Source organism: Paenibacillus sp. BGI2013 (assembly GCF_002843485.1).
In the GTDB taxonomy this organism is placed as follows: Bacteria; Bacillota; Bacilli; order Paenibacillales; family Paenibacillaceae; genus Paenibacillus; species Paenibacillus amylolyticus.
In genome coordinates, this window is sequence record NZ_PJFA01000007.1 from 129,660 (window position 1) to 143,731 (window position 14,072).

General features: G+C 47.5%; 8 protein-coding genes. 6 read left to right on the forward strand and 2 right to left on the reverse strand.

Annotated elements, in window-relative coordinates:
• Window positions 1-23 precede the first annotated feature (23 nt).
• The 4 genes from CXK86_RS18600 to dnaI all read left to right on the forward strand — a co-directional run bounded on the left by CXK86_RS18600 (window position 24) and on the right by dnaI (window position 8,512).
• On the forward strand, window positions 24-1,343 hold the full coding sequence (locus CXK86_RS18600) for a glycoside hydrolase family 125 protein (protein ID WP_076253245.1): 1,320 nt from the start codon (window positions 24-26) through the stop codon (window positions 1,341-1,343).
• On the forward strand, window positions 1,340-4,519 hold the full coding sequence (locus CXK86_RS18605) for a beta-galactosidase (RefSeq protein WP_076253246.1): 3,180 nt from the start codon (window positions 1,340-1,342) through the stop codon (window positions 4,517-4,519). The genes CXK86_RS18600 and CXK86_RS18605 overlap by 4 nt, the downstream gene beginning before the upstream one ends.
• Entirely contained in the window at window positions 4,516-7,299 is a 2,784-nt protein-coding gene (locus CXK86_RS18610) for an alpha-mannosidase (RefSeq protein WP_076253247.1), read from the forward strand. Before CXK86_RS18605 ends, CXK86_RS18610 begins: the two co-directional genes overlap by 4 nt.
• A 262-nt stretch (window positions 7,300-7,561) precedes the next feature.
• Entirely contained in the window at window positions 7,562-8,512 is a 951-nt protein-coding gene (dnaI, locus tag CXK86_RS18615; RefSeq protein WP_036605787.1) for a primosomal protein DnaI, read from the forward strand.
• Window positions 8,513-8,692: 180 nt separating this feature from the next.
• On the opposite strand, the gene CXK86_RS18620 is transcribed toward dnaI, so the two are convergent.
• Complete coding sequence (locus tag CXK86_RS18620) at window positions 8,693-8,848, reverse strand: hypothetical protein (protein ID WP_017692450.1); 156 nt, start codon at window positions 8,846-8,848, stop codon at window positions 8,693-8,695.
• Between the two features lie 262 nt (window positions 8,849-9,110).
• On the opposite strand from CXK86_RS18620, the gene trxA reads away from it, so the two are divergent.
• A complete protein-coding gene (gene trxA, locus CXK86_RS18625) occupies window positions 9,111-9,428 on the forward strand; it encodes a thioredoxin (RefSeq protein ID WP_036605788.1) in 318 nt (105 codons plus the stop codon).
• A gap of 511 nt (window positions 9,429-9,939) precedes the next feature.
• Window positions 9,940-12,027: an excinuclease ABC subunit UvrC gene (gene uvrC, locus CXK86_RS18630; RefSeq protein WP_076253248.1), complete on the forward strand. Its 2,088-nt coding sequence runs from the start codon at window positions 9,940-9,942 to the stop codon at window positions 12,025-12,027.
• Here the strand turns inward: uvrC and CXK86_RS18635 are convergent.
• Entirely contained in the window at window positions 11,996-13,693 is a 1,698-nt protein-coding gene (locus tag CXK86_RS18635; protein WP_076253249.1) for a CPBP family intramembrane glutamic endopeptidase, read from the reverse strand. The genes uvrC and CXK86_RS18635 overlap by 32 nt on opposite strands.
• Between the last annotated feature and the right edge of the window lie 379 nt (window positions 13,694-14,072).

The window sequence follows — 14,072 nt, forward strand, 5'->3', positions numbered from 1 at the left end:
TGTTTAAGGAGTTGCACTCATCCATGGAACAGTTCAGATTACCCAAAATACCCATGCCACCGGTTGCTTTGCCACAATCCATTCAGGCTGTGCTCGAAGAAGCAGAACAGAAACTGGCTCACCGACCAAAACTGCTTCAATTATTCAAAAACTGCTTCCCCAACACCATCGAAACAACAACCAAGTTGATGGAGGACGGTACGACTTTTGTTATCACAGGGGATATTCCGGCTTCATGGCTGCGTGATTCCGTGGAGCAGGTGGTACATTACATTCCGTTTGCAAAAGAAGACGAGGACCTGCAACGCATTATTGGCGGGCTGATCAAACGTCATATCCAGTATGTTCACATCGATCCATATGCCAATGCCTTCAATGAGACTGCTAACGACTGGCATTGGAACACCACGGACGAAACCAAGATGTCGCCTTGGGTGTGGGAACGCAAATTTGAGATTGACTCATTATGTTTTGTTGTACGTTTGGCGTATTTATATTGGAAGGAAACCGAGCTGACCGACATTTTCGATTCAAGCTTCAAGGCAGCGATGCGTAAAATTGTGGACCTGTTCAAAGTCGAACAGCATCACATGGAACAATCTCCATATCGCTTTACTCGTAATAACGGCATCCCAACAGATTCCCTGCGCAATCACGGAAAAGGTATGCCAGTCAACTACACGGGTATGATCTGGTCCGGTTTCCGTTCCAGTGATGATGCGTGTGATTTCCACTACAATATCCCTGGCAACATGTTCGCGGTTGTCGCTCTGCGTCAAATGCAGGAGTTTGCCGAGTGGGTGTTCCGGGATATGGAACTTTTGCAGGAATTGAAGGATCTGGAGCAGGATGTGGATCACGGCATTCAGTTGTACGGGATTTATCGTCATCCGGAATTTGGACCGATTTATGCGTACGAGACGGACGGTTATGGCAACCACTGTCTCATGGACGATGCGGGTACACCGGGACTTATGTCCATTCCATATCTGGGTTACGTCACAGCGGATGATCCGATCTACCAGAATACGCGCCGTTTTGCCCTGAGCAAAGAGAACCCGTTCTATTATGAAGGCAAGGTTGCCAAAGGGATTGGTAGCCCTCACACCCCACCAGATTACATCTGGCATATGGGATTGTCCATGCAAGGACTGACTGCGCAGTCTGCCGAGGAGAAACTGGAGATTATTCGCATGCTCGAAGCGACAGATGCAGATACGGGTTATATGCATGAAGGCTTCCACGCCGATGATCCAACGATTTTTACACGAAAATGGTTTGCATGGTCCAACAGCCTGTTCTCCCAGTTGGTCTATAAATCCATGAAGGATGGCCTGTTATGAGTATCCAACCTAATGATAAAAAGCTGATTATCTTCGCTGACTCTACGTTTCCTTTGGATGGTACTTTTCCAACTGAGCAGGCTCTGAATGCATGGAAAGCAGTAGAAGAGATCACCGTTGTAAACGCTGAAGAACTTGCAGAGGCTTTGAAGACCACAGCAGGTGAAGGATGTCTGGTGAATCTGCATGCACCCTATTTCCCTAAGTTCGCCTGGACGGAAATTGCAGCTTACCTGCATCAGGGCGGGAGCCTGATTAGTGTTGGTGGTGCGCCCTTCAAACGTCCGGTTCGATATGAAAATGGGGCATGGGTTGTAGAGTCCGAGCAGACCGCGTATCATCAGGAACTCTATATTCATGAGGCACTGAACGTATCTTCTGCCAATGTGCAATCGTACACTTCATCCGAACAGATCCCGCTTCTCACTGGGAAAGAGGGGCTGTTTGAGAAGGCAGATACATGGAATCTGGTTCCACATACAACCAAAACAAGTGATCTGCCCCACCAGATGGGGTCATCAGGACCGATGAGTACGCAGATTTATCCATTGCTTCGTGGCATGAGTAAAGACGGGCGCAGTGTCGCCGCTCCGGTCGTTCTGTGGGAAAACTCGCGCGGGACTTTCGTAGGTTCACGCTGGATGTTTGTACATCTGCCGCTGACCACCTCATTCTGGACGCAGGATGGCGCTGCCGAGATTGTGAAATGGGCGCAATTCTGTGCGCAAGGTGTAACTGAGTTATCCCTCAAAACGAATTATGCTTCGTATGAGCCAGATGAGCGGGCTATACTCACACTTCAAGGCCAGATTTTACAGCGAGCAGGGAACAGACTTACCGAGTCCGAGCTGTGGGCATTCGACATAACAGTCGAGCATGAAGATCGCACAAGTGGCACGACGGAGAAGGTATGGAGCCATCGACTGGAGATGGAACTTTCCGGTGAGCAGCGTTTCGAACGTATACTTCTCCCGGTATCCATTGAAAGTGGGCTGTATCGGATCGTATGCCAGGCGCAGGCTCCTGACGGTGAAGTTCGGACCTTGCGTCAAGGCTTCTGGGGACAGGATGCTGCACTGCTGGCAGAAGGGGAAGTGATTACCCGCAGCAGGGACTATTTTGTAAAAGACGGACGTCCTCTCCCAGTTGTGGGCATGACCTACATGACCTCCGACGTGGCACGGAAATTTCTGTTTTTGCCGAACGTAGATGTTTGGGATCGAGATATGGCTCAGATGGCGAAAGCAGGAATCAACTGGATTCGGACCGGAATCTGGACCGCCTATCGCAACATGATGCAGGTGGACGGACATATGGCAGAGGATGTGCTTCGTGCCATTGATGCATTTATTTTAACGGCGAAACGCCACGGCTTACAGGTCACGTTCACTTTCTTCTCCTTTACACCAGAGACATGGGAAGGCACGAATCCGTATTTGGACCCGCAGAGTGTCGAAGCACAGAAACGTTTCATCCGCAGCATCGTCAGTCGTCACACGCATACAACACATGTGGACTGGGATCTGATTAATGAGCCATCGATGTTCGATCCAGTACGTATCTTCTCAGCTGGCCCACGCTCGGCGAGGGATTCGTATGAACAGCAGGCTTATATCGCTTGGCTTCAGCAGCGTCATGAGACGATTGAAGCGTTGCAGGAGGCATGGAACATGTCGCCGAAGCAGCTCCCCAACTTTGCAGCCGCAGTGATCCCGGAGGCGGAAGAGATTAATTTTGATGTACAGGACATGCACAAGGCCAAAAAGGGAACACGCTGGCTCGATTACTGTCTCTTCTCTATGGAGATGCACAATGTTTGGGCAAGAGAGCTTGTAGGTACGATCAAGGATCTGGTACCGAATCATCTGGTTACTGTGGGACAGGACGAAGCCCTTGGTGCACAGCGTCCTTCGCCTTTCTTCTATGAACGTGAAGTGGATTATACAACGGTGCATTCCTGGTGGTTAAACGATGATCTGATCTGGGATGGCATTTTCGCTAAAACGCCACATAAACCAAATCTCATTCAGGAGACGGGCATCATGTATGTGGAAACCCCGGATGGACGAGCCAAACGTACGGAAGAAGAGCTTCGTGGCATTCTCGAATGCAAGTACGCCTATGCGTTCTCGACAGGCGGCGCAGGAGCGGTGCAATGGATCTGGAACACCAACTTTTATATGGATAATGCCAATGAGTCTCATATCGGAGCCTTGCGTGCAGATGGTACGGAGAAACCAGAGGCAGATGTGTCTTATGATTTTGGCCGATTCATGCATGGCATTCGTGATCTCTTTGAAGACCGCGAGCTGGAGGATATTGCAGTCGTGTTCCCGTATTCCAATGACTTCTCCAACCGTGCCCTGGCCTATGATGCTACAACAAAGCTGACTCGTGTAATGTCCTATGATCTGAAATTGCCATTCCGTGCGTTATCCGAATATCATCTGGAAGCGTTGGAGCAGCAGCCACCGAAACTGATCATCGTACCGAGTCCGCATAATATGGACAGCGATGCACTTCAACAATTGCTCACGTTTGCGGAGAAGACAGGTACAAGTCTGCTCATCACTGGACCACTGGGACTGGATGCATACTGGAAGGCAACTGACCGGGCAGATCATATTGTCGGCAAACGCAGTCTGGGTAACGTGCAGCGGGAAGAACTGCTGAATATTAATGGCGTGAATCACCGTGTGACCTATGGACGGCGTCGTATCGCCGAGGTGGCAAAGGAGACGTTGCTTCATGGGGATAAAGGTACAGCAGATGAAGTAACCGTTTTGCCTTTGGGTAAAGGGAAATTAATCTGGACTCCACTGCCGCTCGAGTTAAATGGACGGGACGAGCCACTTGCTGAATTGTATCGTTATGCAACCGAGATTTCGGGCATCGAACAGGAGTTGGAATGGATATCTGGCGGAGATATCGCAGGGATCTATGGCCGGAAGCTGAGTTTTCCAAAAGGAAATCTGTATGTATTTGTATCGGAATTTTCCTTGAACCATGAAGTTCACGTGAGAGATCAACGTACAGGTGTATCGTATTCGTTCCAATTGGAGAAAAATCGTTCGGTGCTGTTTGCGACAGATGCTTCCGGTAAGCTGAATGGCGTGTATCGCCCTGATGAGGTTGAGATTGTACAACAAGATGAAAGAGGTGGGATAACACGATGACCAAGAAAAAGAGAGCACATATTATTTCGCATACCCACTGGGATCGGGAATGGTACTTGCCGTATGAGAAGCATCATATGCGACTCATTCAGCTCGTCGATTCACTGTTGGATCAGCTGGATGAGGGATCGGACTATAAAAGCTTTTATTTGGATGGACAAACGATTATCATCGAAGATTATCTTCAGGTTCGACCGGAGCAGAAAGAACGACTGGAGAAGCATATCCGCAATGGGCGGATTGTGATTGGACCATGGTACATTTTGCAGGATGCGTTTCTGACGAGCGGAGAAGCCAATGTGCGCAACATGCAGGTTGGACATAAGGACGCCAAACGTTACGGCACCCCTTCGAAAATTGGTTACTTTCCCGATACATTTGGATTGGTCGGGCAGACTCCACAGCTGATGCAGCAATCAGGCATTGATAATGTGTTTTTTGGACGTGGTGTGAAGCCGACGGGATTTAACAATACGGTATCGGATGCCGGATATGAATCAAGCTTCTCGGAGCTGATGTGGGAAGGACCAGACGGATCAAAAGTGCTCGGCGTATTGTTTGCCAACTGGTACTCCAACGGAAATGAAGTTCCTGTAGACGAGGAATCGGCCCGCAAGTTCTGGGAAACCAAGCTTGCAGATGCCGAGAAATATGCATCGACCAATGAGTTGTTGTACATGAACGGATGTGATCACCAGCCGATTCAGCGAGATCTGCCAGAAGCGATTCGCATGGCTGAACAATTACATCCCGATATCGAGTTCATTCACTCGAATTTTCCAGATTATCTGGAGGCTCTGAGAGCATCTTCTGAACATGAGTTGTCCACGGTCAAAGGAGAACTGCGCAGCCAGCGTACCGATGGCTGGGGAACCTTGGTGAACACCGCCTCGGCTCGTGTGTATCTGAAACAGATGAACCAACTGGGCCAGACCATGCTGGAAAAGGTGGCTGAACCCCTGGCATCCTACGCCTATCTGCTTGGACATGCCTATCCACATGATCAACTGACGTATGCCTGGAAAACGCTGATGCAAAATCATCCGCATGACAGCATCTGTGGATGCAGTGTGGATGAGGTGCATCGCGAGATGGTGACACGGTTTGATAAGAGCCGTCATGTAGCAGAGGCTTTAATTGAAGAGAGCACCAGCCAGATTGCTACAGCTGTCGATACCTCCATCTTTGAGCGTTACGGCGAAAATGCCCGGCCTGTTGTAGTGTTTAATACAACGGGGTGGGAACGCAGCGGTGTAGTTCAGATGGAACTGGACGCGACTCGGTTGTATTTCCGGGATGGACATACATTGGAGGAAATGGCGGCACAGATGAAAGCCGTTGACCTGTCAGATCGCATACTGGTAGATGAAGATGGTAATCACATTCCATGTACGGTGGAGGATCTGGGTCTGCAATTCGGCTATGATCTGCCGGATGATCGCTTCCGTCAGCCGTATAGCTGTCGGCGCGTTCGTATTCGTTTTGAAACAGAGAATGTGGCTGCATTTGGCCTGAAAACCTATGCATTGATCAACGTTGCGGATGATGCTAAGAGTGGTACTCCTTCGAAAACGACTTCGCTGTTGCGTGGTGAACGTGGTATGGAAAATCAATATATGATCGTCACGATTGCAGACAACGGTTCATTCACAATCACAGACAAACGAACAGGCCGGACTTACAAGGACCTTGGCGTATACGAAAATGTGGGTGATATCGGCAATGAATACATGTTCAAACAACCAGAGAATGAAGTTGCATCGACAACACACGAGCTTCAGGCCGAGATTCGGGTTCTTGAGGATACATCATACTTGGCCTCGTTTGAAGTTATTCATCATTGGGAAATACCGGAGTCAGCGGATGAGATGCTGGATCAGGAACAGCGAGAACTGATTTATTATCCACATCGCAAAGCCCAGCGTTCAACGAAGATGATTCCGCTCCAGATTCGCACGGTTGTATCCCTCAGTCGTAGTGGAAAAGGAGTGCAAATGGAAACAACCTTCAACAATCAGGCGAAGGATCATCGGGTGCGTTCTCTTTTCCCAACCGATCTGGTATCTGCTGTTCATCATGTGGATTCCATGTTCGAAATTGCAACACGTGATAACAAGCCTGCACCGGAGTGGCAAAATCCAAGCAATACACAGCATCAACAGAGTTTTGTAGATGTAAGTGAACAAGACGCAGGATTGGTCGTAGCCAATCTGGGTCTGAATGAATATGAAGTCCTTCAGGATGGACGCAACACCATCGCCGTGACGCTGCTTCGTGCGGTAGGCGAACTCGGAGACTGGGGTTTGTTCCCGACACCGGAAGCACAATGTCTTGGTGAACATACATTTCAGATCGAGATCACTCCGCATGATGGCAATGGTGCAGCATCAGGTGCATATATCGAGGCGTATCAGTTCCAGGTTCCTTGGACGCTGGCACAAACCGAAGTACACCCGGGTTATCTGACACCTAGCAACACACCGTTTGCATGGCAAGGAGACGGTTTAGCATTTTCTTCACTCAAGGTAAATGAAGATTCCGGTGATGTGATGCTCCGCTGGTTCAATATGACCACCGAATCTGCTACGTTGAAGTTTGCTGCATCGCAAGCGAATCCACAGCCATTCGAAACGGCATACAAAAGCAACATCCTGGAGGAAGAGGGCGAAAGGCTTATTGCCCGCAGCATAGAAGAGGCGTCGACATTATCATTTGCCAATAAAGAATGGACCATACAGACAGGCTCATGCGAGATCGTTACTGTCGGCTTGCGGCGCTAATAAAGGTTGTTCAAAAGGTCGAAAAACAGACTTTTGACCACGTAATAAAAGGTACAGGACTGCAGTGTGCTCTAAACTAGGCATTACGTACGGTGGTGGAAGGGTTACGCTATTTACCAGATCTATGAGTTGAGTTATTGGTTGTTTTTCTATAGAATGAACAGTAGAATTGCAAATGATCGAAAGTTCCTATGCCATCAAGATGGTCAGGGGTACACTTCATTGTTCATTCTATATTGAAACATTAAGGGGGCTTGAAGCCATGGAATCCTTGGGAGGACTGCTTCAGCAGCTGAACCCTGCCTTTCGTGAGCAATCGCGGCGGATTGCGGCGGAATTGATGGAAAATCCGTACGTACGCGAATTCCGCGCAGGTCATCCTGAACTGCAAGATGCACAGCTCATGACCGATCTGAGCAAGCTATTTCAGTACGCTAAAGACTCCAAGAACTGTGCGAATTGTCCGGGACTCGACAACTGCCCTAACGATTTTCAGGGCCACTTTTGCAAACTGGAAGTAGAACATTTTAACGGTAAACCCGAAATCATAGATATAAAAGCACCTTGTTCCAAACATATCGCCCGGCAAAATGAACATATCATTAAGCAACGAATTCGCAGTTTCTATGTGGACGAGCGTGCGCTCAGTGCCGGATACAACGATGTAGAGATTATGGGCAAGGATCGGATGCGTGCTCCGGCTGTGAATCAGGTGCTTCGGTATATTAGCGAGACCAAGGAGAACGGACTGTCTCCACAAGGACTGTTCCTGGAAGGGACATTCGGGACGGGTAAGACGTTTCTGATGTGTTATCTGCTGCATGAACTGGCGGTTGCAGGCCACACGGGTGTCATTATCTATATGCCTGACTTTGTGGAGGATCTGAAATCTATGATCAGTGAAGGGCAGAAGCTGAAGGAAATGACGGATATTCTGAAAAGTTGTGATCTGCTTATCTTTGATGATATCGGGGCAGAGAATTTGAACCCTTGGGTTCGAGATCATGTGATGGGGTCCATTTTGAACTATCGGATGAATCGCAAACCAACGTTTTATACGTCCAATTACAATCTGGATGGGCTTGAAAAACATCTTAGTTTCACCAATCGGGACGGCGAGGAAATGAATAAAGGTCAACGTTTGATGGACCGTATTCGTCCATTTGTGGATGTTATCTCCGTTCGGGGTGAGAATCAGCGCGGTAAACGTTAAACCGATCTAATTGAACGAAACGGTTCTGGACAAGGTTAATCTTCAAATTATCGGTGGAGTTTACGATTTAGAAGCTGAGCTGATTGCAATCAAAAGCTAAAGTAGTCCCAAAAAAAGCCTGGCTTTCGCATTGTTGCGAAAACCGGGCTTTTCTGGTCCTGCGTGAGACCTGTGAGTGTCCTATTCGGTGAGGAATTTGAAGATAACCATACCGAAAAAGATCACTGTCATCAGGCCGGCCATGCCGGCAACACCCGCGATCAGATCAAATAGATCGTTGCGGGGTTCCTCGTTCACATGTTCACGCGGGTCGCTGATCCGCACATTTGCATCCATGTTATTGCCTCCTTATGGGGAAACAGCTTGCCCGTATGGGGGCTGAAACCCGGAGTAATTTTAGTATACTTGGAAAAGAAAGCGTTTGTAAAGATTTTGCAGTTAGTATCCCACATCCTGTAATTGTGAAGATTTGATGTTGGGAAGATGAACATTGCAGCGTTCAATTCACAAGTTTGACGTACCTGTGTTATACTGGAAGTGTCGTTCACGACGTTACAGGTTAAAATAAACCGTAAGTATATATAAGGAGGACAATTTCATGGCTATTGTTAACGTATCCGATCAATCCTTCAACGCTGAAGTAGAAGGCGAAGGAACGGTTCTTGTTGATTTCTGGGCGCCTTGGTGTGGTCCTTGTAAAATGCTCGCTCCAATCTTGGAAGAGCTGTCCACAGAAGTTGGCGATGCAGTGAAAATTGCTAAAGTTAACGTGGATGAAAATCCGGAATCTGCTTCCCGCTTTGGCGTAATGAGCATTCCAACTTTGATCTTCTTCAAAGACGGTCAACCGGTAGATAAAGTGGTTGGTCTGAACTCGAAAGATGCGCTCAAAGGAATTATCGAAAAACACCAATAATTTACAGGCTTACACATACGCCTCCGGTTTACATGCCGGGGGCGTTTTGCGTCGAATACCTTTATATAGGACAATATAAAGTAAAAATATTTTTCACACTTGAATGTAGAGTACAGAACCGATCTGGAGAAGCGAAGTGCTCGCGTTTATCCCGGATTCATCTCTGATATATAGATGGAACTAATTATTTACACAGTAACGGAGAGGACAGAAAAAACCTGAAAAAGCGAAGCGTTCCCCTAAAAGCTTTCTGAAAGAAAGCTGCATCGGAAGCATACGCTATCAACAGATTTTTCCCTTGAGAAAAGGGAATGAAAAAAATCTGGGGATAACAGGGATTGGAAGGTTGTTCTGTCATCGTAGTGTCAGTGTGAATTATCTTTAGTTTCTTCTTATAAAAAAGGTGACTCAGAGACAATCCGATAACGGATTGGAAGACGGTACTGTAATCAGAATGGCTTAGTGTAACCTTTTATTTATACTTTTTTCGGGAAGGAGGATTCACCGAATTATGGACCAATTCATCAATGATTTGCAGGATCAGGAGAAGGCATTGGAGCAGATTCGTCACAAGCTCGCTTTGCTGCCAGACATGTCTGGATGTTACCTGATGAAAAACAGTGAAGGCACCATTATCTACGTAGGTAAGGCCAAAGTGTTGAAGAACCGCGTACGCTCTTATTTTATCGGCAGTCATAACGGAAAGACGCAGCGTCTGGTGTCCGAAATCCGTGATTTCGAATATATCGTGACGGGCAGTAACATGGAAGCACTCATTCTGGAGTGTAACTTAATCAAGAAACATATGCCGCGGTATAACGTGTTGCTCAAGGATGACAAGACATTCCCATATCTTAAAATTACCAATGAAAAGCACCCCCGGTTGGAAGTAACCCGGCGTGTGCTGAAAGATAAAGCCAAATACTTCGGACCTTATCCGAACTCGTATGCGGCACACCAAACAAAAAAACTGCTCGACCGCATGTATCCACTGCGCAAATGTGGTGTAATGCCCAAAGAAGTGTGCCTGTACTATCACATGGGACAGTGTCTCGCCCCTTGTGTGAAGGAAGTGGAGAAGGAGCAGTACGACCAGATTTCCCAAGAGATTGGTTCATTTCTGAGCGGTGGTCACGAAGAGATCAAGAAGGATTTGCAGCGTAAGATGCAGGAGGCCGCGGAAGATCTTTATTTTGAACGAGCCAAGGAACTGCGCGACCAGGTGATCGCCATCGATGCGATGATGGAAAAACAGAAAATTACGATGGCCGATGCCAGAGACCGTGATGTATTTGGTTTTGCCATTGATAAAGGCTGGATGTGTGTCCAGATTCTATATATGCGTCAGGGTAAAATGATTGAACGTCACGTATCAACCTTCCCGTTTTACGGTGAGGCGTATAGTGACTTCATGTCCTATGTAACACAGTATTACAGCGATAATCCGGCATTGCCACAAGAAATTTTGTTGCCGGAAATGCCCAAGGATCTTGCAACGGATAACGAAAGTTTGGATACAGTATCTGATGCTGAGGGATCGGTGCCTGCCGCAGTTACGGTAGAATTCGAGCAGATGGGACAAGTGGAGCGCAGTAACGCTTCCCAGCCACTGGTTGCTGAGAGTCGTGCAGCTTACGGAGGTTCCACTGAGGCAGAAGGTGAACAACCTGACAGTATGCAAGAGGATGCTCCAATAACGGATATAACTGCTTCAAATGAAAAGCTTCCATCAGGACTGGAAGACCCAACTCAGGTTGCTGCTGCTTTACAAGAGTGGTTGGAGATCAAAGTGCTCATTCCGCAACGTGGATTGAAACGGCAGATGATCACGATGGCCGTGGACAACGCACGTGTGGCATTGGAAGAGAAGTTCCGTTTGATTGAGCGAAATGAAGAACGTACCTCCAAAGCTGCCGAAGGACTGGGACGTTTTATTGGACTGGATCAGCTTCACCGTATTGAAGCGTTTGATAACTCGAACATTCAGGGTACAAACCCGGTATCTGCCATGATCGTATTTACCGATGGTAAACCGGATAAGAAGGAATATCGGAAGTACAAGGTCCGTTCGGTTGAAGGGCCGGATGATTATGAAACGATGAGAGAGGTCATCCGTCGCCGTTACGAACGGGTATTAAAAGAAAACCTGACCCAGCCTGACCTGATTGTGGTCGATGGTGGTAAAGGACAGATTTCGGCTGCGGTCGATATTTTGGAAAATGAGCTGGGGCTGTTTATTCCGGTATGTGGTCTGGTGAAGGATGCGAAGCATAAGACTTCACAGTTGATGATCGGTAATCCACCGGAAGTCATCTCCCTGCCACGGGATAGTCAGGAATTCTACCTGTTGCAGCGGATACAGGAAGAGGTCCACCGTTTTGCGATCTCGTTCCACCGGGAACAGCGTGGCAAATCCATGGTGACATCACGTTTGGATGCCATTCCGGGTATTGGAGAGAAGCGGCGTAAGCTGCTGTTGAAGCATTTTGGTTCTTTGCGCAAAATAAAAGAGGCCAGCGTTGAAGACTTCCGGCCTCTATCTATTGGTGACAAACTGGCAAATCAGATTATTGCAGCACTTCGGGATGAGGAGTCGTAACATACGGCTTCTCTTTTTGTTTTGGATTGAATTTGTAGACCACATATCCAACAATTGCCGGGAGTACAATCCAGAAGAGTCCAGCTGTCATATTCAGGGCATCGCCCATAAAGACCAAGCTGAGTCCCATCAACAAGCTGTCGAAGATCACATGGGCGAATACAACGGCAATGAAGCCGTGACGCAGCATGATCAGACTGAACAGCAATCCAATCACCAACAGCTCAATGGGACGGGTGATTACTGGATAGATCGGATACAATGTGTGTCCAAGTGCCCAAATGATGGTTGGAATCAAACAGGCAATAAACGTGTTACGCACAATCTTTTGCATCATGCGAATGCCGAACAGTCGATAAACAGTTTCTTCACCAATACCGGCCATCCAGGCCATGATCGGGAAGAGCCAGGCATAGGTCATATTAAATGTAGATTGATCTGCTGACGTTGTTGACCATGTGCCAATGCTTCGCTCCAGAATGAAGAACAGGATGGATTGCACACCCAGTAGAATGAATGCCCACAGGTAACCAGCAACCATGCTGTGAAGTACATATTTTCCATATCCGGGTTCTTTGGCACGAGGCCATGGGTTCAGACCTATTTTGCGCCACATGCCGTCACCAGCAACAAGAGACAGATAGATGGTTGCACTCATGACCAGTGTAATTCCCGCCTGCATTAACATCAGGAACGCTAACATGAAGTTGGAGAGCCCTTGTGCCTGAAAGAGTGGAATCATGTTCAGCGTACCAATTACCGAAGCTGCGAAATACACCAGCGAGAGGATGATCCCGCGTTTGAAAGACGTATGTGCTCGGGTCAGAATGCTATAGATGATTGCCAGCACGCCCAGAACAAAGGTCAGGAATGCATAGCCGCCATAGGTCATCCAATTGGCTTGGCGCGTTTGATCTTTCACATAATCGGTATGGGATTCAGGGACAGAGAATCCAGGATCGAAGGATCGTACCGCACCCTCTTCAAACGTAAAATTCAATTCAAGCTTAGAGTCTCCAATGGCTTTTTCAGAATCCACATACTTCAGTCCCGCTTCACCATCGCGAGTCTCCAGTTGAAGTACCGGCACTTCATAACCGAATTCGGTCAGAACGCCAGCCGCGAGCTGTTGTTTCTCGTCCAGAGACATATTGCCTTCAGCAAGTACTTGCGATGTGGTCACTCGTCCACTAACCTGCTCCGCCTCAATGGCGGTATAGAGTGAAGAAGGCAGTTCCCGTTTGAAGCCGACGACTTTTCCTGTTTTCATATGTACGTCAACATTAAGATAACCGCCCTTGTCTTGATCAGGCAAACGAACGCGGAATACATCGTAAGGATAGCTTGTTTCCCATTTCTGGTTATAGGTATCAAGTTGTTTGGTTTTGGCCATATACCCGTAGATATCCGAATGTGTCTGGTAGGTGACCAGGGTTTTTGCATCATCATTTGGCAGTGTATAGTCATTCACAGAAGCTGCGAATGATCGTGCGGATTGCTTCGCCTGCTCCTTGGTTATGAAGGACGTAGACGAAATTTCTGTCGTTTGTGATGAGGTAGCAGGAAAGATCTGAAATACAAAAAATAGAATCAGGCCAATCGCCGCAAGCAACCCCAGCCGCTTGAAGTTAGCCTTGAGTTGCAAAGGCTGCCCTAAGGGATTCATGTAATGGTGTTCCTCCTTTATTGATAGAGGTAGTTCAAAAAGTTTCTATCTTCATCCCATCTTCTTGGTACTGAAAACCGCCCTTTTTGAACACGCACTAATATGGATATTAAAGTTAACATAGCACAGGCCAAGCACCGAATGCCAATGATGTAACGAAAACAGGTGTAAATCCTTGAAAATGAATGAAAAGGACCGAAAGAATCTGATCCATCCGTCGCGATATCTGAGTTCTTCCCTTTTTGGCTGAATTCGATCCGATTTACACAAAAAACGTTTTGTCTACAAACGTCGCAGCGCTTATAATTTTGAAACAAATGTGCAATGATTCGCATGTCTTTCGCCCAACAAGGGAACGAATAGGATATATTCCAACTTC